Genomic DNA, 23,106 nt, shown 5'->3' on the forward strand with positions numbered 1-23,106 from the left:
TCAATCTGTAGCTGTTCCTCCCTTTTAGGGAGGCTAGGTGGGGATTAATAATCTGTATTACCTCCAGTATTATAATTTTGTTCTAAAGCATTTGCAAGTTGTGCATCATTTGGTGCTTTACCATGCCAAGCATGACTGTACATCATATAATCTACACCGTTACCCATTTCAGTATGAAGCAGTACGCAAACAGGTTTTCCTTTTCCGGTTCTTGCTTTTGCTTCATTCATTCCTCCAATGATAGCATCAATGTCATTTCCTTTGGTAATTTCAATAACCTCCCAGTCAAAAGCTTCGAATTTAGCACGAATGCTTCCCATTGCCAAAACTTCGTCGGTAGTACCGTCAATTTGTTTTCCGTTAAGGTCAACAGTAGCAATAAGGTTATCTACTTTTTTTGCAGATGCATACATAATTGCTTCCCAGTTTTGACCTTCCTGTAACTCACCGTCACCATGAAGAGTATAAACGATATGGCTGTCATTATTCAGTTTTTTAGCCTGAGCCGCACCAATTGCTACAGATAATCCTTGTCCTAATGAACCAGAAGCAATACGTATTCCAGGCAAATTGTCATGAGTCGTTGGGTGCCCTTGCAATCTTGAGTTGATCAAACGGAAACTTGCTAATTCCTTTACCGGAAAGTAGCCGCTTCTTGCCAAAACGCTGTAAAATACAGGTGAAATATGTCCGTTTGAAAGGAAGAACAAGTCTTCTCCAATTCCATTCATGTCAAATCCTTCCTTGCGGTCCATAAGATTTTGGTACAAGGCTACTAGAAATTCGGTACATCCAAGGGATCCTCCTGGATGACCTGAATTAACAGCGTGAACCATACGAAGAATATCTCTTCTTACTTGGATAGTTAAATCGTTTAATTGTTGTGTGTTAGGCTTCATTTTGTGTGTAAAAGTTAAACTGCTGCAAAAGTAATTTTTTTTTACCGTAAGACAAATGATTTAAGAGGCAATTTCAATAGTGAAGAGAATTTCAACAACAAATTTTAAAATCAAGTAAAATTTAAAACTCTAATGCATTAAGTTTTTCAAATTATGTGGGCGTGCCACCATAAGAAAAAGGGGCTGACTAATTGTTGCTGCTTAGTCTCCCCTTTTCCTTATGCTGTCGGGCTATCCGCGCTACTTCGGTAGCCAAGCTATTATCCCTCACGCTATCGTTAAAACCAGATATTTAGTGAATTGAAAAGTAATTTTACTTTGTTGGTTTCTCCATGTTATCATCATTATTATGAACATTGTTATAGACAAGGGGTTTGAAGATGTTTGTGATTTTCAATTGCTAAAGTGTGTCTGATAAAAATTAACAGCAGTCATTAAGAACACGGTCATGCACGATTACAAATGTCATCCATAACACGACTAGGATCGACAGCAAATTAATAATTGTGAGTGTTGTGTGATACTTTCTCTGAAAAGCATCGGACTTGCTAATGATTTTTTTAGCATAAAACTTAGAAGCAATTGGAATCAGAGCCACTAACGATAGTGCAATAATTCCCGGGTAAAAACCAGTGATTGCAATACCAATAATGCTGAGTATTGCCGCCGTAAGGCTTAGAACCATTGATATGGAGGTAACAACTCTAAAAGTTTTTGTTTCCATTTTGATTCCTAAATATTATTTGAATTCATTTTTATAAACTGTTCCGTCTTTCATTACAAATTTTACATGTTCAAGAATAGTGACATCATCGAGGGGATTGTTTTCTACGGCAATGATATCGGCATATTTGCCTTTGGTGATTGAACCAGTTTTGTTTTTTATATCAAGTAAGTCAGCTGCATTTATTGTTGCCGATTGTATTGCCTGCATTGGAGTCATGCCAGCTTTTACCATGTATGAAAAATCTTTTGCGTTCCATCCGTGTGGCATTACAGCGGCATCTGTTCCATAGACAATTTTAATTCCTGCTTTTACTGCACGCTCAAAACTTTTTTCTTTTTCTATTTTAATGCTCTTTGCTTTGTTGATTATTTTTTCAGGAAAACCTTTTTGCGAATAGGTTTCAATGATGTAATCCAGCGCATATAAAGTCGGAACCATGTAAGTGCCTTTTTCTTTCATTAATTTGATGGTTTGATCATCGATAATACTGCAATGTTCTACAGAATTTACTCCCGCAAGCACTGCACGGTTAATTCCTTCGGTTCCGTGTGCATGAGCGGCCACTTTCTTTCCCCACATGTGTGCTTCATCTACGAGTGCTTTCATTTCTTCCAGAGAATACTGTGGAGCTCCCACGCTTTCTTCTTCGCTCAAAACACCGGCTGTTGCGCAAACTTTTATTACGTCAGCTCCCCATTTTACATTGTTGCGAACTCGTTTTCTTATTTCATCAACGCCATCTGCCACGCCTGTGAAATCTGGATTTCCTTTCCAGGAAATATCTGGATTGAAACCTGTTAAATCACTGTGTCCTCCAGTTGCGCCAAGTGCAAATGTTGCTACAAACATTCTCGGTCCTTCGATTACTCCTTCATTGATTGCATTACGAAGCGAGATGTCAACCAAATCCGATGACCCCATATCACGGCATGTTGTAAAGCCAGCTTGGAGCGTACGTTTAGCATAAATAGGAGCACGTACTGCGTAGTCTATGGATGTCTTACGAAAAACATCTCCGTAATAATCATCGCTTGGTTCAGCTGACATGTGAGTGTGACAATCTATTAATCCAGGTATTACGGTAGAATTGCTTAAATCAATGATCTCGGCATCTTTTGGAATAGATATGTTATTTCCAATTTCAGTTATTAAATTATTTTCAATCAAGATTACCTGATTTTTAAGAACCGTACCGGCCACAACATCTATGAGCATGCCTGCTTTGATGGCTTTGATTTTTGATTGTCCAAAGATTGTGTTAAAGGTCGCTATGGATATCAATGTTATTAAAAATAAATATTTTCTCATGGTTTGGCTATATTGAGTTTATAGTATTGTTTATTAGGTCTTATAATGATCAGTTGTGCTTTTCAAATATAAGGAATATTAGTAATAAATTAACTTATGGTCATTTTTGTGTGCATAGGTTGTTTTATATCTTATGAAGACTGATTTTCTTGATTAAATTCTCAATGTTCTTACGAGTTGCGTGGGATAGAGGCAAGTTATCGAAGTAACGCAGATAGCCCGACCGCAATAGAGAATGGGCCGAATAAACGCAACGTAAATTGGGCCCATTTTCTATTGTGATCACGCCTAAATGATTTTAGAACTTAGTTTTGGATTTTACATTCGTAAACATTTTAGGATTTAGTAAGTATCTGATTTTATTCTTAGAAGTATTTAAATTTTTGTGGTCATGAATTCACTTTGCATTCAACTAGAAGGGAAATATTTTTTTTGATGCGGGTTTTAAATTAGACTATCTTTGCCGACTGATAAAAAGCATATATGAAGTTTGATTTACTAAAAACAGATCCGCAGTCGAAAGCTCGTGCGGGAAGTATTACTACTGATCACGGTGTTATTGAAACGCCTATTTTTATGCCTGTTGGGACTGCTGCTTCGGTAAAAGGGGTGCACCAAAGGGAATTGAAAGAAGAAATAAACCCCGATATTATACTTGGAAATACGTATCATTTATACTTGCGTCCGCAAACGGAGGTTCTTGAAAAAGCAGGCGGACTGCATAAATTCATGAATTGGGACCGCAATATTTTGACAGATTCTGGAGGGTATCAAGTATATTCTCTTTCGGCCAACCGTAAAATTAAGGAAGAAGGGGTAAAATTTAAATCGCATATAGATGGCTCTTATCATTTTTTTACACCCGAAAATGTGATGGAAATTCAGCGTACCATTGGAGCCGATATCATTATGGCTTTTGATGAATGTACGCCTTATCCTTGTGATTACCGTTATGCACAGCGCTCGATGCACATGACGCACCGCTGGTTGGATCGTTGTATCAATCATTTGGATAAATTGCCCTTTAAATATGGTTATGAGCAGACTTTTTTCCCAATTATACAGGGAAGTACTTATAAAGATTTGAGAAGACAATCGGCAGAATATATTGCTAATTCCAACCAACAGGGAAATGCGATTGGCGGACTTTCAGTAGGGGAGCCTGCGGAAGAAATGTATGCCATGACCGAAGTGGTTTGTGAAATTCTTCCAGAAGACAAGCCTCGTTACCTGATGGGAGTAGGAACTCCGATCAATATTTTGGAGAATATTGCTCTTGGGATCGATATGTTCGACTGCGTAATGCCTACGCGCAACGCGAGAAACGGAATGTTATTTACAGCAAACGGAACGATTAATATTAAGAACAAAAAGTGGGAAGCTGATTTTTCTCCAATAGATGAAATGGGCTATACTTTTGTGGATACGGAATATTCTAAAGCGTATTTACGTCATTTGTTTGCAGCCAATGAATATTTGGGGAAACAGATTGCGACGATTCACAATCTGGGTTTTTATATGTGGCTGGTACGTGAGGCCAGAAAACATATCTTAGCCGGAGATTTCAAGCCATGGAAGGAAATGATGGTGAAAAATATGAGCCAAAGATTATAATGCGGTTTAATCGTTTATTTGTTTAATCGTTTAAACAATTCAACAGTTAATCGTTTAAACAATTCAATTTTACTATGCTGACAATAATTGACAGATATATTTTAAAAAGATATTTAGCCACTTTTGCGGTGATGCTTTTGCTATTTGCTCCTATTGGAATGATTATAGACGTATCGGAGAAAATTAATAAAATGATTGAGAATCAGGTGCCGGTTTTAAAAATCGCCATTTATTATTATCATTTTACGATTTACTTTATGAATAACCTCTTTCCGATATTTTTGTTTATATCTGTTATTTGGTTTACTTCCAAGTTGGCAAATGATACTGAAATTATTGCCATTTTAAGTTCTGGAATTTCGTTTACTCGGTTTATGAGACCTTATATTATAGGGGCTTCTATTGTATCAGTTATTGTTTTGCTGATGGGTTTTTGGGTTATTCCTGTTTCCAGTGAAGGCTATAATAATTTCAGGTATACTTATTTGCGGAATGATGGAAAACAGCTCATGCGGGGGGATAATACCGATGTGTACAGACAAATAAGCGATAATGAGTTTATCTATGTAAACAGCTTTAATAATGAGTCTCAAATGGCTTTTAATTTTTCTTTAGAACGGTTTAAAAAAGAAAAATTAGAATACAAGATTACGGCCAGCAGAATTAAATGGAATCCTAAGGAAAAGAACTATACGCTGTATGATTTTACAAAAAGAACTGTTGGTCCTGAAAATGATGTGATCGAAAAAGCACCGGAAAAGAAGATGAAATTCAGTTTTGATCTGGAAGATTTGGCTCCCGTAGTTTATATCGCTGAAACACTGAGTTTAGGGGATTTGAACGCTTTTATTGATAAAGAAAAAAAACGGGGATCTTCTAATATCAATGTTTATTTGGTTGTTTTGTACAAAAAATACAGTGTGCCGGTTTCAGCATTTATATTGACTATTATAGCTGTTTCGGTGTCTTCAATGAAACGAAGAGGAGGGATGGGGGTCAACTTGGCTATTGGAATCGCAGTAGCATTTTCATTTGTCTTTTTTGATAAAATATTTGGCGTATTAGCCGAAAAATCTAGTTTTTCGCCTCTTTTGGCAGTTTGGCTGCCTAATATAGTTTTTGGAATATTAGCTGTTTATTTACTACGAAATGCAAAACGATAATTTAAAGAGTTACCTTAATTTACATCTAATTGTTTTTATTTGGGGGTTTACAGCAATTTTAGGAGCTTTAATTACGATACAATCTGAATTTTTAGTTTGGTACAGAATGTTTTTTGCAGCCCTTTTTCTGGCTCTTTTTCTTGGCTTAAAGAAAAAAACATTTAAAGTTGCTCCCAAAGTTTTAATGAAGTTCCTGTTTGTGGGACTTTTAATTGCTTTGCACTGGATTTTCTTTTTTGAAGCTATAAAAGTCTCTACGGTATCCATCACCTTGTCGGTTTTTTCATTAGGAGCATTTTTTGCATCCTTATTAGAACCCTTGTTTTATGGACGAAAAGTGCTTTGGTACGAAGTATTTTTTGGGCTAATCATTATTGCAGGTTTAGGGCTGATTATGCAAGTGGAGATTAATTACTGGAACGGAATGGTATTGGCATTGATTTCTATTCTGTTAGGGGTATTGTTTACTTTAATGAACGGAAAATTAATTGCGAATCACGATCCTTCCCTAATTTCGTTTTATGAGTTTTTGGCCGGTTTTATTTTCATTTCAGTTTATTTTTTATTTCAAGGTTCTTTCACAGCCGATTTTTTTAAGCTGTCTGTTAAGAATTGGGTTTTGATTTTAATTTTAGCATCTGTCTGCACTGCTTATGCCTTTACGGAATCGGTAAAAGTAATGCGCCGATTATCTCCATATACGGTGATGCTAACTACTAATTTAGAGCCTGTTTACGGTATTGTGCTAGCTTATTTTATCATTGGCGGAAAAGAAAAAATGAGTACAGAATTTTATATTGGCGCTGTTGTAATTGTAATTACAGTGCTTTTAAACGGTGTCATAAAACATTATAGAAAAGAAGATTAATTGTAAGATTTTTTGTTGTTGAAAAACCTATTTTTTTTACTTGAACAAAAAAATAAGTGTATAACGATATTAAATTTTATATTTGCAGTTCCAAATCAAAAAAATAAGAACAATAATAAATACGCGCAAATCCTATGGAATATTTAGATTTTGAGCTTCCTATAAAAGAACTTGAAGAGCAATTAGATAAATGTGTTGTTATTGGTTTAGAATCGGATGTTGATGTTACCAATACGTGCAAGCAAATCAACAAAAAATTAGAGGAAACCAAAAAACAGATTTACAAAAACTTAACCGCTTGGCAACGTGTACAATTGTCAAGACACCCAAGCCGGCCTTATACCCTAGATCATATTAAAGGACTTTGCGGAGACACTTTTTTAGAGCTTCACGGCGACAGAGGTTTTAAAGATGACAAAGCCATGATTGGCGGTTTAGGCAAGATAGGCGGGCAGTCGTTTATGATTATTGGACAGCAAAAAGGAACCAATACTAAGACACGACAATATAGAAATTTTGGGATGGCAAATCCTGAAGGATATAGAAAAGCCTTACGTTTGATGAAAATGGCTGAGAAATTTAATATTCCAGTAGTTACATTGATTGATACACCTGGTGCATATCCAGGTTTGGAAGCTGAAGAGCGCGGACAGGGAGAAGCCATTGCAAGAAATATTTTTGAAATGGTTCTGTTAAAAGTGCCTGTGATAACTATTATTGTGGGTGAGGGTGCTTCTGGAGGGGCGTTAGGAATTGGTGTTGGAGACCGTGTGTATATGTTGGAAAATACTTGGTATTCCGTTATATCGCCAGAATCCTGTTCGTCTATTTTATGGAAAAGCTGGGACTATAAAGAACAAGCTGCCGAAGCCTTAAAATTGACTTCAGCTGATATGAAAAAACAAAAATTAGTCGACGACATTATACCAGAACCTTTAGGAGGAGCTCATTATGACAGAGAGACTACTTTTACTACAGTAGAGCAATACATCTTGAAAGGATATAACGAATTGAAAGACTTATCAACAGAGGATTTAATCGCTCAGAGAATGGATAAATACTGTAAAATGGGGGAGTTTAAAGAGTAAACCGCCAATTTTAAGATCTTAATCCGAAGCCTTACAGTTTCGGATTTTTTTTTGGTTATAAACAAAAAAGAAGTATTTATAAACAATAAATCGTAATAACTCAATTGTGATTTTTTTTTAATTTTAGTTACTTTCGCTATATGGAAAATTTCAAAAATATGAGTCCGATTAAAGTGGACAAAACAACTATTATAAATCTAGAAAAAGGAAAATTACCCCCACAGGCATTAGATTTAGAAGAAGCTGTTCTTGGGGCAATGATGATTGATAAAAAAGGTGTAGATGAGGTAATTGATATCCTGCAGCCTGATGCATTTTATAAAGACGCTCACAAATATATTTTTGAAGCCATTATACAATTATTCAACGATACACAGCCGATCGATTTATTAACCGTTTCGGCGCAGCTTAGAAAAAATGCAAAATTAGATCTTGCCGGCGGTGATTTTTATCTTATTCAGCTTACGCAAAAGATTTCATCATCTGCGCATATCGAATTTCACTCCAGAATTATTCTTCAAAAGTTTATCCAGCGAAGCTTGATTCGAATTTCGTCTGAAATTATAGAAGATTCCTATGATGAAACTACCGATGTTTTTGATTTATTAGATAAGGCCGAATCTAAACTTTACGAGGTTACTCAAGGAAACATCAAACGTAGTTCTGAAACGGCTCAAAGTTTAGTGCTCCAGGCAAAAAAGCGTATTGAAGAAATTGCAGGTCAGGAAGGACTTAGCGGTGTAGCCACTGGTTTTGACAAATTAGATAAGCTTACTTCTGGCTGGCAGCCAAGTGATTTAATTATTATTGCGGCAAGACCTGCGATGGGTAAAACGGCCTTTATTTTATCTATGGCCAGAAACATAGCTATCGATTTTGGGCATCCTGTAGCTTTGTTTTCGTTGGAGATGGCATCAGTACAGCTGATAACAAGGTTAATTTCATCTGAAACAGGATTGTCGTCGGAAAAATTGCGTACAGGAAAACTAGAGAAACACGAGTGGGAACAACTGAGTACCAAAGTAAAGAATTTAGAAAAAGCACCACTTTTTATTGATGATACTCCATCGTTATCGATTTTTGACTTAAGAGCAAAAGCAAGACGTTTGGTGTCACAACATGGCATCAAAATTATTATTATCGATTATTTACAGCTGATGACTGCTGGAGGAAATGGAAAAGGCGGAGGAAACAGAGAGCAGGAAATCTCGACTATCTCCCGAAATTTAAAAGCACTGGCAAAGGAATTAAATGTTCCTGTAATTGCACTGTCACAGTTATCGCGTGCTGTTGAGACGCGTGGTTCGAGCAAAAGGCCTTTGCTGTCGGATCTTCGTGAATCTGGAGCGATTGAGCAGGATGCGGATATTGTTTCTTTTTTATACCGTCCTGAATATTATAAAATTGACGAATGGGATGATGAAGAGGCATCTCCAACCGCTGGTCAGGCTGAAATCATGATTGCCAAACACAGAAATGGTGGTATCGAAAACGTTCGTTTGAAATTTATTGGGCATTTAGGACGCTTTGATAATTTAGAAGACTATGGCAGCGGATATGATGACTTGCCTTCGAGCATGAATCATGATGAAAATTCATTTATTACCAAAAACCTTCCTTCGGCTAATGAAGCTTTTGGGAGTAATTTTAATAATGATGACGATGATGATGGCGATGTTCCTTTTTAAAATGTAATGAGAACCTGATTTTTGAAAACGAAACATTCTCAATTATTATTTGATAAGTAAATTTAGATTAAACAGCAGCAAAATTAATTTTGCTGCTGTTTTTTTTTTTTTTTTGACTTGTGAATCTTTAATAAAACATTTGGAAGCACACTTTGGACTATTGGACTAATAAATCATTATAAAAAATGTTTTTTTGCCTGACGGTTTTAATTGCTCCAAAGCCTAAATGGGATTTAATTTTTATGAGAATTATTATTTTAATTATTTATATATAAATAAATTTAGCGTTGAATAAATGTTATTTTCGTATTTTTTTATTAGGAAAATTACTAACTATGATATATATTTGTTATTGTAAATTACAAGTTAGATTTTTTTAATCAGATATGTAAATAGTATGATTTTTATTTATTGAGCCAAACCGTTTTAAAGTGAGTAATTATTTATTAGTTAAATCTAAACAAATATGGGGAAAAGAATGGTGCTTCAAGGGTTTAATATTTCCCAATGCCAAAATCAATTATTAGCAGCAGTTCGTACGCTAGAAATGGATAGAAAACGAGTTGCCCAAGATTTGCATGATGATCTGGGCTCCAAGTTAAATGTGATTTCTCTAAATTGTCATTTGTTAAAAATTCCAAATTTACCTAAAAAGGATATTGAAGAAATTACCAAAAATATTATAGAATATACTTCGAAGGCATTGATAAGTTCTAAAAGACTGACCCATAGCCTGCTTCCTCCGGTTTTAGAAAAATTTGGGCTTCATGCAGGAATTGAAGAGTTATGTTCTGAATTAATTGATGCCACAACCATAGATATTCAATATGTAAATAATATAAAGTTTGATTTTAAAGACAATGAAAAACACATTCATGTTTTTAGAATTTTACAGGAATTGTTTGCTAATTCAATTCAACATGGAAAAGCAACTTCAATATCGGTTTCGTTTAATGAAATTGATGGGGTAAAAACCTGTAATTATTCGGACAATGGGATTGGTTTTGATTTGAATCAGCTGAAAGGCCACGAAGGGTTAGGAATGAAAAATGTGTCAGGCAGAGTAGCAATTCTTGGTGGAAAGCTCACGATTGAATCACAAATGAATGAAGGAATTTCGGTTTTTTTTAATTTTTAAATTATGGACAAAACAATAAGAATGATTTTAGTTGATGATGAAATGCTTTTTCGAAAAGGGATTTCTTTTTTATTGACTAGAGAAAAAAATATTGAGGTTCTTTTTGAAGCTTCAAACGGATTGGAATTGATGGAGTTTTTAAAAGGAGACAATCCCAAGCCAGACATTATAATCATGGATTTGAAAATGCCGTTCCTTAATGGAATTGAAGCGACAAAGATCATCCGCAAAGATTATCCGGATATAAAAATTATCGCATTAACCAGCTATGATTCAAAATCATTTATAGCAAACATGATTGATGTGGGAGCTGTTTCATATTTGGTAAAGAATGCAACACCGCAAGAACTGTTTGCAACTATCAACGAAGTTGCTGGAAAAGGGTTTTATTATTCAGATTATGTTTTGAATATTATTCAGAAAGATATTGTTACCAATAAAAAAATCAAATGCAGTTTTGATACTAATTTTATCACTTCTCGGGAACTGGAAGTTTTACAGCTCATCTGCAAACAAAAAAGCACCATAGAAATTGGCGAAAAATTATTCATAAGCCCAAGAACAGTCGAAGGGCATAGAAATAACCTGCTGCTGAAAACGGAGTCCAAAAACATTGCCGGATTGGTTGTTTTTGCCATACAGCATGAATTAGTTTCTTTGGATCTATAATAATAGAAGTGTATGAAAAAGTTTTATTTTGCATTATTATAAAAGATAAAATAAGTTCTTTAATTGCTTACCATTATCTTTGTTTTAAAATAGTTTTAAAATGATACGCAAAATACTTTTTTTTACATTTATTTTTCTTGTTTCGATTTCTTCCAGAGCATCTTTTATTTTGCTGCCAATGGATGAGACTACGCAGCAAAATCATCTTAAAGCATACGGAATTACCTATTGGTGTTTAGCTAAAGAGTATAAAGCAAGCTGGCTGCTTAATTACCGCGGAGGCTCTTTTTTATTGCCCGATGCCGAAGAAATTAGAAAAGAATGCCAAATTAGGGGCGTAAGTTTTGAAGTGCTTTCAGATGCAGAAGAAACTGCAATACTGAATGAAATTTCCAGTCCGTCTCAAAATATGGAGACCGTTATTCTGGAAAAAGCCCCAAAAGTTGCCGTTTATACCCCAAAAGGGAAACAGCCGTGGGACGATGCTGTAACCTTGGTTTTGACTTATGCCGAAATTCCTTTTACGCCTATTTATGATGAAGAAGTACTAAGTGACCAATTAGTAATGTATGATTGGCTGCATCTGCATCACGAAGATTACACTGGTCAGTACGGAAAATTTTATGGAGCTTATAAAAATATTCCTTGGTATATTGATCAAAAAAGAGATGCTGAAGCTTTGGCCAAAAAGTTAGGGTATGAAAAAGTATCTCAGGAGAAAGGAGCTGTCGCCAAGAAAATTAGAGATTTTGTAATTGGTGGAGGGTTTTTATTTGCTATGTGTTCTGCAACAGACAGTTTTGATATTGCTTTGGCTGCAGATGGAGTCGATATTTGCGAATCTATGTTTGACGGAGATCCCAGCGAAGCCAATTATCAGTCTAAACTGAATTTCAGCAACACTTTTGCGTTCAAAAATTTTACTTTGGAACGAAAACCAGAAGAATATGAATTTTCGAACATCGACATGACTTCGAAAAGAAGAATTCCGATGGACAAAGATTATTTTACTTTGATGGAGTATTCGGCCAAATGGGATTTTATTCCAAGCATGTTATGCCAAAACCACACACAGTTAATCAAAGGATTTATGGGGCAAACCACAGCTTTTGATTCCGAATTTGTAAAATCGAATGTTTTAGTAATGGGAACCTGCGAACTGGATGGTGAAGCTCGTTATATACATGGAGAAAAAGGAAAAGGAATGTTTACTTTTTATGGAGGCCACGATCCGGAAGATTATCAGCATCAGGTGGGCGATCCTGCGACAGTCTTGGATTTGCATCCCAATTCTCCGGGTTATCGCCTGATTTTAAATAATGTGCTGTTCCCAGCGGCAAGAAAGAAAAAACAGAAAACGTAAAAAAGTGATTAGCCATTAGTTCTTAGTCATTAGTTTTTAGCTGCTTAATCCGTGTAATCTGTGGCCTATTTTTTATGCGTATTTCATTAATTCAAAGAGAATTCAAACCAAACAGGAAGATGATCGGATATTTTTCGGGCTTCTTTTAAGGAAATGAATTTCTCATAAAACAAGACCGCATCCGATTTTATATAGTTTATGGAACTGGTTTTATAAAAGATATTGTCATACTCGGAAGCCAAACAATTGGAACCTTTGCATTTCATTTTTAATGATGTTTTTTGATTTTTCAAAATAGGGGCAAAGCCCATTTTCTTTAAAGGCGTAAAAACCGAATGCGACTGCGGGCAATTGAAATCTCCAGCAAACAGTAAATTTAAATTGGGATAGACTTGTGGCAGAAGCTTGAAATATTTGATCTCGGTTTCGGGCTGTTTGTTTTTGGTTATGGCGTGAAAGGAAGCAATAGTAATAGTTTTTCCTTTTATTTCAAAAGTGGCAAAATAAGGTTCGCGGTCTATTTCCAAATGGTATTGTTGTTCCAGCCATGGTTTGCCTTTTAGTTTTATGGCACTCGTTTTCCAGAGAAAAGCATAGCGTTCGGTTTTATAAGCAGTGCTGGAGGTAGGGTCACTTATTCGATAATCCCATTTAGTTCCTTTTCGATTGAGTTCATCGGCAAGTTTTGCAACAGCCTGTGTTCCTCCGTTTCCCGCTACCACTTCTTGGATGGTGACAATATCATAGTCTTTTATAGTATTGGCAATAAATGCAATTTCTTGATTGGATTTAGATTTTCCAAAGTTTTCAAGATTCCAGGAAAGGAGTTTGGTTTGGGAATAAAAGGAGGTGAAAAAAAGTAAAAAGAGAAAACAGAATATTTTGTTCATGGATTGGAATTATTTCCCAAATATAAAGATTGCAAAAGGAATTATAAGTCTTCCCAGTCACAAAGAATTCTTTTTAATTTACTTCCAGTTTATAAATGTTGCCCTCTTCGTCTGTGCCTTTTAGTTTGCCATAATCAATCCATTCTACATAAATATCGATTGTTTCTTTATCTCTGTTGATGATTATTCCTGCGCCATGTTTGCCTTTTACATTGATAACACCCGATACAGAGTCTCCCTCTTGATCCAAACCATTTACCACATAGTTGTATTTATAATTGCCAGAGGTCCCAGTGCGGTATTCATAATGATAATGAATGTCTTTATGATAGGTTTTAGCCTCTTCAGGAGTAATGGTTTTGATGTCATCTGGAGCGATAACTTTTTTATAGAATGATTGCGGTTTTAGTTTTTGAGGTTCTTTTTTACAGGAAGTTATAAGCCAAAATGAAAATAATATAAAAAGTAGTTTTTTAATCATAGTAATTTTGTTTCAAATCTAAAGGGATAATGTATTAGTTCGATGTTGGAAACCGTAAATGATAGATATAAAAGGCTTTATATTTTCATAAATTAATCTTTTTTAGATATAAAATCCTTTATAATTTTATCCATATTGGATGGTAAATCAGCATTTCTTATTTCGAATCTCTTTACTTTCATGGATTGAAACCAATTTGTCCAATAGGCTTTTATCACATCTTCTTCATAAGGATTTTTCTGGTTTGGGTTAATCCCTAATACGAGTATTTCGAGTTTTGATAAATTATTGTTAGCTTTTAAAAAACCAAATTTCTGACCCATCATTTTTTTATTCCAATCAAAAGAATTAAGGTTGCTGATTTTTACTAATTCGGGAGTGAGATAAGTTGTTAGATTCCCTTCTCTCATTTGAGTATCTTTGTAATAGATATAACCATCAGTTAATATTACTAGAATATTTCGATACTCTTTTTCGAGGCAGTAATCATTAATTTTGGTTTTAAAGAAGCGCCATATGTCTGAACCAATATAGTTTTCATCTTTAATAGCAAGTTTGTATATTTCTAAAGGGTTATTTGCATAGATTGTTTTGATATTACTTATTCGTTCTTTTGAAACATTTCCTTTATTGATTTCAATTTTTAAGTCTTTTGAGATTTTGTTTATCTCTGGATTAAGCGGAGTCGGATCAAAAAACAATTGAATTTTATCATGTGCTCTTATTACTTTTTTGCTGCGAACATGTTCTGTAAATGCTTCAGAAACTGAATTAATATATCCAACATCTCTTAGGTAATATTCCATTGTTGGATTGGGATATTTCGTTGGACTGATTCTATCTGATAAATCAAGCAGCAAACTGATATTTAAATTTTCAGAAATGTCTTTTGTTTTAGTTACATTGTTATCAGCCTCTTTTTCTTCATTTTTACAAGAAAAAGCAAAAGTGGTAAAAAATAATATGATTGTTAGTTTAATATTTAGTTTCATAATGTCTAGTTTTTAGAATATACTAAGTGTTGGAAATCAGGATCAATAAGGTTTAGCTGTTTCAGATGTTCTACCGAAGTAGATTCACAACTCACTAATAATTCTTCTTTTTCTCTGTGCGGTAATGCAATTTCAGTTCCAATTGCTTGATACCATCCTTCTTTGTATTGATGATGATAATTAAGGTATTCTTTGACAGGAAAAACAAATCCATCTATTTTAGATTGTAATTCTCTGATTGTGCCATTAATGCTTACAACTTTTTGTTTGAAATCATTTAGTTTATTTGAGTTCTCTAATTTGACTTTTCCTAGATTGGTTAATTCTTCTTTTTTTCCGCGAATAAATACTCTGATTTTATCCATATTCTCATGTTCTTTCATTACAAAGTCAAATACCAACCCCCAAATAATATACACTACAAAACCGGCAAAAATTATCATCCAAAATTCAGCTTGTTCTAATGCAATTCTTAAATTATAAGCTGGAGAATCTGGTGTTTTATTGAAATCATATATTTTTTTCTCAATTATATAAGCTAATAATCCATCAAATAGGAAAGTAATAGTAAATAGAGCAATCATTCTAAAAGTGTTTTTTATTCCTTTGCCTTTTTGAACCATGTGGATTATATATCCCAATCCCATAAATACAAACGGAATAGTAATAACTAAAACGCCTTCTAGCCAGCTTGCTTTAAATGAATTTGTGAGAGCATCGGCATCAAAAATAGCAGCGGTTAAGCTATCGTCTGAAAATTCTTTGAAGAATGCCGAATAAGATGCAGAGATATAAAAGACTAATAAGTAAAGTGTAATCGGAAGTATTAGAATTAAACCAACGTAGAATTGTGCTTTTTGCCTTTTACCATCATCGATATATTTTTTTGGATTGACTTTTACATCAACAATTTCCTGCTGGATATTGTCTATTATGCTGTTAAATTCAGATTCTTTTTGTTCATAAATAGCGATTGCCGTTTCACTCTTTCTAAGCTCAGTTTTGTTCTTCTCTTGTTCTTCTTTGTAGGGTTGTTTTAATCTTTCTTGTTCTAAAATTTGTTTTCGGCATTGATCTTCAAAACTGCTGAATAAATTTTGCAGACATGCTCTTAAAACAATAGGTCTACCAGTTGCTCTAACTGAAGCTGCAAAACCACTTTGGTAGTAAGTTATTCGGATTTGTTCTCTGTTTTCTTCGTTTTCTTCAAAAGAGTTTGACTGCGGTTCTTCAACTTTTTTTAAACTAAATATTTGTTGCAGTGATTTCATAAATTAAGAATTTAATTGATTAATAATTTCCTGTTTGCCAATTCCTTTTTGGACGCAATCAATCAGGTAATTTGCTAAGTCATCTATGTTTTCTTCTAGAAATTCAAATTTTTTGCAATATTTTTTTAGAGTGTTCATTTCATCAATAGTGATTTGACCATCTGCCCAAATAATTCTAGTCAAGTCATATAAATACTCAACTCTTGTATTTAAATTACTTGGTGTACTTAAATCACTATTTATTGGATTTAAGAATAATTTGTCTAATTCTTCTTTTGGGATTCCTCTTTCATCAGCAAATTGATATAACATTTGAAGTTCCAAAACATCAAAGTTGTCATCTGCTAAAGCCATTTGATATAATCGAAGAAAATGACTTTTTAGTTCTAGTGTTATCATTTTTTTAAATATTTAGTTAGGTAAATTTTCGCATGCGGTTCCATCATTATCAGCATCTAAATTTTTATAGCAATCTTTGTTGCTATTATAAGTTGATTGCGCTTGAGCTTGCGTTGAAAAATCAGAACAATTTTTACTTGGACAATCTGTTTTATTAGATTGTTCAGAGCAAGAAATTGCTAAACCAAAGATTGTTAGTGCTAAAAATATTCCTGCACACCCTTTATTATTTGAATAAGATTTGGATTTAGTGCTAGTATAGTGCCCTTGAACATAAGTCCCGTCTTTTTTATAATATCCTTTTCTATACCCCATGATTATTAATGTTTTATTATATAAATTAAAAATGTTATAACTCCAATTAAAAGAATCCCTGTGCAACCACTTTTACGGGACTTGAATGTGTTGTTATATGAAACGCCAGGAATTCCTGTTTTAGCTGATATTTTTTTATTGCTTATTGAACCAAATTGAGTTCGTAAACTTGGAGATATGTCTGATTTACTTATATTAAAGCCGAATCCGCTTCCCAGATTTATTCTTTTTTGAAATTTGAATCCCATGATTATTTTCTTTTATATGATTTTGGAGAACTTCTCGTGTGAGGGCTAACATAAGTTCCATTTTTTCTATAATAACCTTTAACATTAACAGTTCCTCCAGATGAACTTGAACAATATTTATTATATGAAGTAGTGCTATTTTTTTGAGCTTTATTGCTTTTTGATATAAAATTTAAATTAGTACTATTAGTCCAACCCTCATATTGGTCAATTTTTATTTTTTTGAATTTTCTTGATTTTCCAATCACAATAACTTTAGTGTTTTTTGGAATCATAAAAACAATACTGCTTTTTTCTGATTTTTCTGAATATATTGGAGTTTCATAATTTGATTCACAGGTATAACTTGATGAACAAGAATGGAATACGATGCATATTAGTAATAGATAAATATTCTTCATATTTTTTTAAATATTTAATTTTCAATTTCATATCCTCCAACCGTCTCCAGCAACTCTTTCTCAAACAAATAAATATCATCAATGGTTTGAATGAATTGGCGAATTTCGTTTTTATCAGTATTGAAAAGCCCGATGTATTTTTTGCCGCCGTTAAGGTGTAATCGGCATAAAGGTTTTCGATTGTTGTTGTCCAATAAAACTCCAAAATAGGATTGGGTGTCGCGGGAAACAATTCTGTTGGTTGGAAGTTTTCGCCTCAAAATAGCCACTACAATTCTATAAGCTTCGAGCTCTTCTTCGCTGGTGCAAATTTTGCTTTCTTCTGTTACAGGTTCAATTTGTTCTTCCTGTTGCTGTGATTCTTTAGTGAGTGCAGCTTTAAGACGGTCATTTATTTTGTCACTAATAAATTGATTGAATCCTTTTTGAACCAGGTCTTTAAATTCATCCACCACTTTTTCGGTTAATCGTCCCGAATAGACCTTATTGGCAAACAGTTTTACAAATTCATTGGATGGATTAGACAATTCATCATTAATTTGTTTTCTGATTTCTTGTATGTATTTTAAGGAACTCGCATTGCTTACAATGTGATTGACATCAAAACTGGATTTGTGGAATTTTGCTATTTCATTAATCACATTGTCTTTTAATGAAGTAATGTCGAACTCCAGAAATGGTTTTGCATCCATTTTGTTTTTTTCGTCCAAATCTGTGAAAAACTGATAGGTAATTCCATTTGTTAAAAGAGCAAAACGAGTTTTGGTTACATGGAAATAGCGGAACAATTGCGAATTATGAACGGATAATTTCTCTTTCCAATTCTTGCATTCGATAATCAGGATTGGAGCTCCATCTTGAATAATGGCATAATCAACTTTTTCGCCTTTTTTGAGACCAATATCGGCTGTGAATTCCGGTACTACCTCGGTTGGGTTGAAAGTGTCGTAGCCTAAGATGTTGATAAAAGGAAGCACAAAAGCATGTTTTGTTGATTCTTCGGTTTCAATTTTATCTTTCAGCTGATTGATTTTATCGGCCAAAGATTTAAGTTGGGTAGAAAGTTCCATAGGTTTTATGAGTTAAGATAAATCTTCAGTTTCGGCTATTGGAGCATCATTTTTGACTCTTTCAATGGCGGAGTCTCTTTCGGATGCGTTCGGGTACATATTACTGGTTCCAATTACTTGACCATTATTTTGAGATTTTAAAACAAAATAATATTTGGAGTTGTCGGATGTTTTTCTGTCGTAATTTTTATCCAATGGCGCATTTGTTTTCACGGATTCAATTCCGTTTTTGCAATTTTGTTTTGTAGTGTACATTTCACTTTTTAAAATAATGGACACATCTTTTGACCATAGATTAAAATAGAATTGATCGTTAGTGCTTTTTTTAATTATAAATTTTGGAAACTTCATGAATTTGGTTTTTTATTTGATTAATAATTATTCAAACTTAAACCCATTAAAAATCAATTCCTTACGGGAATCCGTAAAGAGGARAAATATTTTACTTTTAAAAACTGATTGTGAATAAAATAAAAAGACCTAACAGATTTCGTAAAATCTGTTAGGTCAATAATAAAGGAGTTTTGCTTAAATCAATCCTAAATCTTTGGCAATAGCCACAAGATGAGTTGGATTGTTTGCCTTGAAGTATATTTTGAGTTTATTGAGGCGTTTTTCGATCGTGCTTTTGCTATTTGGCACAATACCAGCTTCCTTAAAAGTGGATTCCATATTTTCCTGAGTCACGCCTATAGAAAGATATTTAATGAGTTGGATATCATAATTGTCTATTTCATTGACGGTCTTGTCCTGAAGAATATAGTTCAATTCTGGAGATAAATATTTTTGAGTGTCTTTGTAAACAATGTCAATGGCTTTTTTGAGTTCTGGGATACTGTTTCGGCCTTTCATGACAAAACCATCAATATTGTATTTGTCAAATAATGATTTTATGCGATAGGATTTGTCTTCGATAGAAAAGGCAATGATTTTTATTTCGGGAAACAATTGTTTTACTGCAGTTATTAATTCCTCGCCAGAGTTGAGGGTATTTTCTCTGTAATCGGTTTTAAATGACAAATCGGAGATCAATAATTCATAGGGTTCGTCGTCTTTGTAGGCTTTTTTGATTTTTAGCAAAGCGTCATCACAATATTTTGCAAAAGCAATTTCGGGAACTTCAAGTTCTTCAAGAACCTGTACTGCAGCAATATCATTAAAATCGATGTCATCTACTATCAAAACTTTTTTGAACATAATCAGTAATTATTTAGGGATTGCTATTTTAGCCTTAAAACCTTTAGTGGTTTCTGAGTCAAAAATAATAGTTCCATTGATGGTATGAATACGGTTTTCCACATTGGAGAGTCCGTTTTTTAAAATTAAGGAATCTTTTATTCCAACTCCATTGTCAGAATAATTGACTTCAATGTGTTTTTCATTCGATTCAAAACTAATGACAGCAAATGAACACTGACTGTGTTTTCTCATATTGACCATCAGTTCCTGCAATACTCTGTGGAGGGCAATTTTTGTTTCAGGCTGGATTTTTAACCAATTGATATCGCCATTATCCTTAATAATTATTTTTACTTGATCATTGTTGTAACCCGACAGCATTTCTTTTAGTTCTTCTTCAAACTTGGCACCCGTTTCTATTTTACTGTTTTCTCTTGAAATGTTTCGTGTTAGAGCGTATATTTTATCCAGACTGCCGAGTAGCGTTTCTTTTTTTATTGGATTTTGTAAATCCTGGGTTTCTGCAAAAGCCATTGTTTGGTAAACATCATTGGCTAACTCGTCATGAAGTTTTTTGGCTATTCGGGTTTCGCTTTTATAAACGGCGTCTTGTTGTTCCTTCTTATTTTTGTTTTTTAAATAATAGTATAAAAAAACAGAAGATAGAATCCCTGTAAATATGAAAAAATAAGCGATATAATTTCTAGTTCTTTGCCGTTCCAGTTCTAATGCATTTTCAGCTTTTTGGGCTTTAAGAACTAGGTTTTCATTTTTTTCTTTGGTTGAATCGTATTTGATTTTTGCAAATTGATTTTTTGCTTTTTGCCTAGCTTTATTAAGACTGTCGCTGATGCGAAGGTAGATTTCTGAATTTTTTTTAGAATCATTTTTAATATTGTTTTGCATTAATAAAGTCAATGATTTTAAGCGATCGTCAACATTATTTATTTTAGTAGCTGTAGCATAAGCTTGTTTAGAGTAGCTGTAAGATAGTTTTGCATCAAGATTTTTATAAAATTCAGATAAATGAATATAACTTTTGGTCAATCCAAAATCATCTCTGATGAGTTCTCTTATTTTTAATGATTGATTGAGATATGATAAACTGTGGGTATCTTTTAATCGAAAATAGGAGTAGCCTAAATTATCTAAGATTCGGGCATAATTTTCTTTGTTTCCCTGAACTGCGCTTTCTTTTGTTAATGGCAATAAAATGGTTATGGCCTGCTGGTATTTATTTTGATCTAAATAAACAACTGCAATGTTATTTTTAAGTATAACTTTCTGTATTTCGCTTTCAGCAAAATTATACGCTTGATTATAATAATTAATAGCAGAATCATAATCGAATAAATTTTCATAATTAATGCCTAGAATATTATAGATTGCTGTTTTGTATTGATTTTCTGTTGTTTTATTAAAAAAGGAGATTGCTTCAGTCGCACTAGTTTCACTACTAGCATAATCACCTTGTATTTGTTGAATAATAGAAATTTTAAGTAATGAATAAATGATTTTTGTACTATCTTGAATTGGGTCGCAAGTTAATTTTGATTTATTATAGTAAATGAATGCGCTGTTATATTTTGAATTTGCAAAATATTTTTCAGCATAATCAATATAAACTTGATATGCTGTATTATTTTTTTTTACTTTAGGAATATATGTCTTTTTATTACAACCAAATAGAACTAATAGTATGAGTATAAGTAATAAAGAAAAATTCGGGAAATGTAACTTTTTCGCTATCATTTCCCGAAAATACTCAAATTAATTAAAATCTTTTATGATTTAGAATTAATATTCTAGAATTAAGGTTTCGGAGGTGTGGTTGGTGTTTGTCCACTTTGCCCATCTCCTGGCTCATCAGCACTGATTTGTTGCTTATTTGTTTTTGGAGTTGTCTCCACATCATCATTGGTACAAGAAGCCATTGCTACTGCTGCAATAACATAACACGATACTAAAAATATTCTTTTCATTTTTTTAAGTATTAAAAATTAGACATAGATTGGGCTGTCCGATATTGAAATCGGATCATTACCTGAATAGGCAAGCCACTAAAAACTGTTTGTTTTTTTGCTCGTGGGAAGTGAAGTGTGCTAAAGCAGTATAGTATTATTTATACTTCCCGAATAAACGTACTACGCTGTATAGCAACACTTTTTTGGAACTAGTTTTGTACATTTGTTCTTATCGCGAAATAGAACAAGAACTAATTCTGAAGCAAAGGAATGCCGTTTATGTTGAATGATTTCAATGGAATTCCGGTAATTCCAGTATTTCCGATGGTTTCCATTTAATGTTAATTAATTCCAGTAAATGATATGAGTAAAATTACTTTGAATGAATACAAGACGGCTATTAGAACTCAATATGAAAAGAAGAAAATAGAAGATATCACTGGGATTTTGATGAATCCAAGTCCTGCACAACTGCGTAATTTGTGTTTGATTTTTTTTGATGAATCTCTTTCCAAGAATGATGAAACAACAATGAAACTGTTTTTCAATGTAAAAGAGGAAGGGAGTTTGAGGAAGTCCATTGAAAAATGCGAAATAAGCAGATTTAGACCGATACGCTCTTTTCTGTTAGGTGAAAAAAATTCAGAAGATAGAACGAGGATTGAAATGGCGGCTATTATTGTAGATTATAATCCAAGACCTTATAAAAGGTATTTGCAAATTGGAGATACTAAAGAAATAGGAGTTGGGATTTCTCAAAGGGTAGAACAGAAAGAGATTATTATTGATAAAATTGATTTGGAAGGTTTAATAAAAAATGATGTAATCACTAAGAATTGGAAAAGTATCAAAAGAGTTGGTTTCATTATAATGATTTTGATTTCTTTATCTTTTATGACATATTCAGTAAAAGATATAATCTTTCCACCCAAAGAATGTATGCAGTGGAAAGAAAATCATTATGAAGCAGTTGATTGTTCCAATGATAAACTAGGAATTGGTCAATTGACTTTAATTGTTCCTATTGATGAGAAAATAATGAAGTTGGAAAAGTTGGATCCAAAGGCTGGATTAGAGTTTTTTAAAAATGACAAGCCTATAGTTTGGTACTATAAAAAGGATGGAGAAATTGAATTATTTAATCAGCCTGGATTTTATCCTGAAACTGCTAAACCATTAAAACCTATTACAAATTATATTATTCAGAAATACAAATTGAAGTGCAAAGAGTAAGAGTATGAAATTATAACTTTCACGTTAGTTTTTATTCTCCAAAATGATAAATGTCATATTAGAATTATAAAATGTAAAGTATTTTTACTGAGCAAAATCTGAAATTGTATTTTGTTCAGCAGTTACTTTTTGATCTAA

25 protein-coding genes are annotated in these 23,106 nt (G+C 33.4%); 9 read left to right on the forward strand and 16 right to left on the reverse strand.

Annotated features, from left to right (window positions below; genetic code table 11):
* Positions 1-44: 44 nt before the first annotated feature.
* The 3 genes from AC1DVP_RS18835 to AC1DVP_RS18845 form a co-directional block, all read right to left on the reverse strand.
* Entirely contained in the window at positions 45-899 is an 855-nt protein-coding gene (locus tag AC1DVP_RS18835; protein WP_477185021.1) for a transketolase, read from the reverse strand.
* A gap of 421 nt (positions 900-1,320) precedes the next feature.
* On the reverse strand, positions 1,321-1,623 hold the full coding sequence (locus AC1DVP_RS18840) for a hypothetical protein (protein WP_477185022.1): 303 nt from the start codon (positions 1,621-1,623) through the stop codon (positions 1,321-1,323).
* A 15-nt stretch (positions 1,624-1,638) separates the two neighbouring features.
* Positions 1,639-2,934, reverse strand: coding sequence for a Xaa-Pro dipeptidase (locus tag AC1DVP_RS18845; protein WP_477185023.1), 1,296 nt, complete (start codon positions 2,932-2,934; stop codon positions 1,639-1,641).
* 483 nt (positions 2,935-3,417) lie between these two features.
* Between AC1DVP_RS18845 and tgt the strand changes: the two genes are divergently transcribed.
* From tgt to AC1DVP_RS18885, 8 genes are all read left to right on the forward strand, one after another.
* Entirely contained in the window at positions 3,418-4,548 is a 1,131-nt protein-coding gene (gene tgt, locus AC1DVP_RS18850) for a tRNA guanosine(34) transglycosylase Tgt (RefSeq protein WP_477185024.1), read from the forward strand.
* A gap of 74 nt (positions 4,549-4,622) precedes the next feature.
* Positions 4,623-5,711, forward strand: coding sequence for an LptF/LptG family permease (locus AC1DVP_RS18855; RefSeq protein ID WP_477185025.1), 1,089 nt, complete (start codon positions 4,623-4,625; stop codon positions 5,709-5,711).
* Positions 5,698-6,579: a DMT family transporter gene (locus AC1DVP_RS18860; protein WP_477185026.1), complete on the forward strand. Its 882-nt coding sequence runs from the start codon at positions 5,698-5,700 to the stop codon at positions 6,577-6,579. The genes AC1DVP_RS18855 and AC1DVP_RS18860 overlap by 14 nt, the downstream gene beginning before the upstream one ends.
* A gap of 134 nt (positions 6,580-6,713) precedes the next feature.
* Positions 6,714-7,667 carry an acetyl-CoA carboxylase carboxyltransferase subunit alpha gene (locus AC1DVP_RS18865; RefSeq protein WP_477185027.1) on the forward strand — a complete coding sequence of 318 codons (954 nt, stop codon included), beginning with the start codon at positions 6,714-6,716 and terminating at the stop codon, positions 7,665-7,667.
* 140 nt (positions 7,668-7,807) lie between these two features.
* On the forward strand, positions 7,808-9,355 hold the full coding sequence (gene dnaB / locus AC1DVP_RS18870) for a replicative DNA helicase (RefSeq protein ID WP_477185028.1): 1,548 nt from the start codon (positions 7,808-7,810) through the stop codon (positions 9,353-9,355).
* A gap of 466 nt (positions 9,356-9,821) precedes the next feature.
* Positions 9,822-10,493 (forward strand): sensor histidine kinase, encoded by a 672-nt coding sequence (locus tag AC1DVP_RS18875; RefSeq protein WP_477185029.1) that lies wholly within the window; start codon positions 9,822-9,824, stop codon positions 10,491-10,493.
* A gap of 3 nt (positions 10,494-10,496) precedes the next feature.
* Positions 10,497-11,162: a response regulator gene (locus AC1DVP_RS18880; RefSeq protein ID WP_477185030.1), complete on the forward strand. Its 666-nt coding sequence runs from the start codon at positions 10,497-10,499 to the stop codon at positions 11,160-11,162.
* 100 nt (positions 11,163-11,262) lie between these two features.
* Positions 11,263-12,525 carry an asparagine synthetase B gene (locus tag AC1DVP_RS18885; protein ID WP_477185031.1) on the forward strand — a complete coding sequence of 421 codons (1,263 nt, stop codon included), beginning with the start codon at positions 11,263-11,265 and terminating at the stop codon, positions 12,523-12,525.
* Positions 12,526-12,611: 86 nt separating this feature from the next.
* On the opposite strand, the gene AC1DVP_RS18890 is transcribed toward AC1DVP_RS18885, so the two are convergent.
* The 13 genes from AC1DVP_RS18890 to AC1DVP_RS18950 all read right to left on the reverse strand — a co-directional run bounded on the left by AC1DVP_RS18890 (position 12,612) and on the right by AC1DVP_RS18950 (position 21,753).
* Positions 12,612-13,415, reverse strand: coding sequence for an endonuclease/exonuclease/phosphatase family protein (locus tag AC1DVP_RS18890; protein WP_477185032.1), 804 nt, complete (start codon positions 13,413-13,415; stop codon positions 12,612-12,614).
* A gap of 73 nt (positions 13,416-13,488) precedes the next feature.
* A complete protein-coding gene (locus AC1DVP_RS18895; RefSeq protein WP_477185033.1) occupies positions 13,489-13,896 on the reverse strand; it encodes a hypothetical protein in 408 nt (135 codons plus the stop codon).
* Positions 13,897-13,988: 92 nt separating this feature from the next.
* Complete coding sequence (locus AC1DVP_RS18900; protein ID WP_477185034.1) at positions 13,989-14,888, reverse strand: hypothetical protein; 900 nt, start codon at positions 14,886-14,888, stop codon at positions 13,989-13,991.
* Positions 14,889-14,893: 5 nt separating this feature from the next.
* Positions 14,894-16,159: an ABC transporter permease gene (locus AC1DVP_RS18905; RefSeq protein WP_477185035.1), complete on the reverse strand. Its 1,266-nt coding sequence runs from the start codon at positions 16,157-16,159 to the stop codon at positions 14,894-14,896.
* A 3-nt stretch (positions 16,160-16,162) separates the two neighbouring features.
* On the reverse strand, positions 16,163-16,558 hold the full coding sequence (locus AC1DVP_RS18910) for a hypothetical protein (RefSeq protein WP_477185036.1): 396 nt from the start codon (positions 16,556-16,558) through the stop codon (positions 16,163-16,165).
* A 12-nt stretch (positions 16,559-16,570) separates the two neighbouring features.
* Positions 16,571-16,873 (reverse strand): excalibur calcium-binding domain-containing protein, encoded by a 303-nt coding sequence (locus AC1DVP_RS18915; protein WP_477185037.1) that lies wholly within the window; start codon positions 16,871-16,873, stop codon positions 16,571-16,573.
* Between the two features lie 5 nt (positions 16,874-16,878).
* On the reverse strand, positions 16,879-17,121 hold the full coding sequence (locus AC1DVP_RS18920) for a hypothetical protein (RefSeq protein WP_477185038.1): 243 nt from the start codon (positions 17,119-17,121) through the stop codon (positions 16,879-16,881).
* A 2-nt stretch (positions 17,122-17,123) separates the two neighbouring features.
* Entirely contained in the window at positions 17,124-17,522 is a 399-nt protein-coding gene (locus AC1DVP_RS18925; protein WP_477185039.1) for an SH3 domain-containing protein, read from the reverse strand.
* Positions 17,523-17,536: 14 nt separating this feature from the next.
* Positions 17,537-18,592 (reverse strand): type I restriction endonuclease, encoded by a 1,056-nt coding sequence (locus tag AC1DVP_RS18930; RefSeq protein ID WP_477185040.1) that lies wholly within the window; start codon positions 18,590-18,592, stop codon positions 17,537-17,539.
* Positions 18,593-18,604: 12 nt separating this feature from the next.
* Positions 18,605-18,943, reverse strand: coding sequence for a YegP family protein (locus AC1DVP_RS18935; protein WP_477185041.1), 339 nt, complete (start codon positions 18,941-18,943; stop codon positions 18,605-18,607).
* A 177-nt stretch (positions 18,944-19,120) separates the two neighbouring features.
* The gene (locus AC1DVP_RS18940) at positions 19,121-19,789 is read right to left on the reverse strand and encodes a response regulator transcription factor (RefSeq protein WP_477185042.1); all 669 of its coding nucleotides are present in this window, start codon (positions 19,787-19,789) and stop codon (positions 19,121-19,123) included.
* A 9-nt stretch (positions 19,790-19,798) separates the two neighbouring features.
* Positions 19,799-21,523 (reverse strand): tetratricopeptide repeat-containing sensor histidine kinase, encoded by a 1,725-nt coding sequence (locus tag AC1DVP_RS18945; RefSeq protein ID WP_477185043.1) that lies wholly within the window; start codon positions 21,521-21,523, stop codon positions 19,799-19,801.
* 59 nt (positions 21,524-21,582) lie between these two features.
* On the reverse strand, positions 21,583-21,753 hold the full coding sequence (locus AC1DVP_RS18950) for a hypothetical protein (RefSeq protein ID WP_477185044.1): 171 nt from the start codon (positions 21,751-21,753) through the stop codon (positions 21,583-21,585).
* A 345-nt stretch (positions 21,754-22,098) separates the two neighbouring features.
* Between AC1DVP_RS18950 and AC1DVP_RS18955 the strand changes: the two genes are divergently transcribed.
* Complete coding sequence (locus AC1DVP_RS18955; protein ID WP_477185045.1) at positions 22,099-22,968, forward strand: hypothetical protein; 870 nt, start codon at positions 22,099-22,101, stop codon at positions 22,966-22,968.
* Positions 22,969-23,106: the final 138 nt, after the last annotated feature.

This window comes from Flavobacterium sp. P3_A6 (assembly GCF_056403035.1).

What these genes read in the sequence shown, in the direction of transcription:
- AC1DVP_RS18835 (WP_477185021.1), bottom strand. Translation starts at nt 899, where the DNA reads ATGAAGCCTAACACACAACAATTAAACGATTTAACTATCCAAGTAAGA.
- AC1DVP_RS18840 (WP_477185022.1), bottom strand. Translation starts at nt 1,623, where the DNA reads ATGGAAACAAAAACTTTTAGAGTTGTTACCTCCATATCAATGGTTCTA.
- AC1DVP_RS18845 (WP_477185023.1), bottom strand. Translation starts at nt 2,934, where the DNA reads ATGAGAAAATATTTATTTTTAATAACATTGATATCCATAGCGACCTTT.
- tgt (WP_477185024.1), top strand. Translation starts at nt 3,418, where the DNA reads ATGAAGTTTGATTTACTAAAAACAGATCCGCAGTCGAAAGCTCGTGCG.
- AC1DVP_RS18855 (WP_477185025.1), top strand. Translation starts at nt 4,623, where the DNA reads ATGCTGACAATAATTGACAGATATATTTTAAAAAGATATTTAGCCACT.
- AC1DVP_RS18860 (WP_477185026.1), top strand. Translation starts at nt 5,698, where the DNA reads ATGCAAAACGATAATTTAAAGAGTTACCTTAATTTACATCTAATTGTT.
- AC1DVP_RS18865 (WP_477185027.1), top strand. Translation starts at nt 6,714, where the DNA reads ATGGAATATTTAGATTTTGAGCTTCCTATAAAAGAACTTGAAGAGCAA.
- dnaB (WP_477185028.1), top strand. Translation starts at nt 7,808, where the DNA reads ATGGAAAATTTCAAAAATATGAGTCCGATTAAAGTGGACAAAACAACT.
- AC1DVP_RS18875 (WP_477185029.1), top strand. Translation starts at nt 9,822, where the DNA reads ATGGGGAAAAGAATGGTGCTTCAAGGGTTTAATATTTCCCAATGCCAA.
- AC1DVP_RS18880 (WP_477185030.1), top strand. Translation starts at nt 10,497, where the DNA reads ATGGACAAAACAATAAGAATGATTTTAGTTGATGATGAAATGCTTTTT.
- AC1DVP_RS18885 (WP_477185031.1), top strand. Translation starts at nt 11,263, where the DNA reads ATGATACGCAAAATACTTTTTTTTACATTTATTTTTCTTGTTTCGATT.
- AC1DVP_RS18890 (WP_477185032.1), bottom strand. Translation starts at nt 13,415, where the DNA reads ATGAACAAAATATTCTGTTTTCTCTTTTTACTTTTTTTCACCTCCTTT.
- AC1DVP_RS18895 (WP_477185033.1), bottom strand. Translation starts at nt 13,896, where the DNA reads ATGATTAAAAAACTACTTTTTATATTATTTTCATTTTGGCTTATAACT.
- AC1DVP_RS18900 (WP_477185034.1), bottom strand. Translation starts at nt 14,888, where the DNA reads ATGAAACTAAATATTAAACTAACAATCATATTATTTTTTACCACTTTT.
- AC1DVP_RS18905 (WP_477185035.1), bottom strand. Translation starts at nt 16,159, where the DNA reads ATGAAATCACTGCAACAAATATTTAGTTTAAAAAAAGTTGAAGAACCG.
- AC1DVP_RS18910 (WP_477185036.1), bottom strand. Translation starts at nt 16,558, where the DNA reads ATGATAACACTAGAACTAAAAAGTCATTTTCTTCGATTATATCAAATG.
- AC1DVP_RS18915 (WP_477185037.1), bottom strand. Translation starts at nt 16,873, where the DNA reads ATGGGGTATAGAAAAGGATATTATAAAAAAGACGGGACTTATGTTCAA.
- AC1DVP_RS18920 (WP_477185038.1), bottom strand. Translation starts at nt 17,121, where the DNA reads ATGGGATTCAAATTTCAAAAAAGAATAAATCTGGGAAGCGGATTCGGC.
- AC1DVP_RS18925 (WP_477185039.1), bottom strand. Translation starts at nt 17,522, where the DNA reads ATGAAGAATATTTATCTATTACTAATATGCATCGTATTCCATTCTTGT.
- AC1DVP_RS18930 (WP_477185040.1), bottom strand. Translation starts at nt 18,592, where the DNA reads ATGGAACTTTCTACCCAACTTAAATCTTTGGCCGATAAAATCAATCAG.
- AC1DVP_RS18935 (WP_477185041.1), bottom strand. Translation starts at nt 18,943, where the DNA reads ATGAAGTTTCCAAAATTTATAATTAAAAAAAGCACTAACGATCAATTC.
- AC1DVP_RS18940 (WP_477185042.1), bottom strand. Translation starts at nt 19,789, where the DNA reads ATGTTCAAAAAAGTTTTGATAGTAGATGACATCGATTTTAATGATATT.
- AC1DVP_RS18945 (WP_477185043.1), bottom strand. Translation starts at nt 21,523, where the DNA reads ATGATAGCGAAAAAGTTACATTTCCCGAATTTTTCTTTATTACTTATA.
- AC1DVP_RS18950 (WP_477185044.1), bottom strand. Translation starts at nt 21,753, where the DNA reads ATGAAAAGAATATTTTTAGTATCGTGTTATGTTATTGCAGCAGTAGCA.
- AC1DVP_RS18955 (WP_477185045.1), top strand. Translation starts at nt 22,099, where the DNA reads ATGAGTAAAATTACTTTGAATGAATACAAGACGGCTATTAGAACTCAA.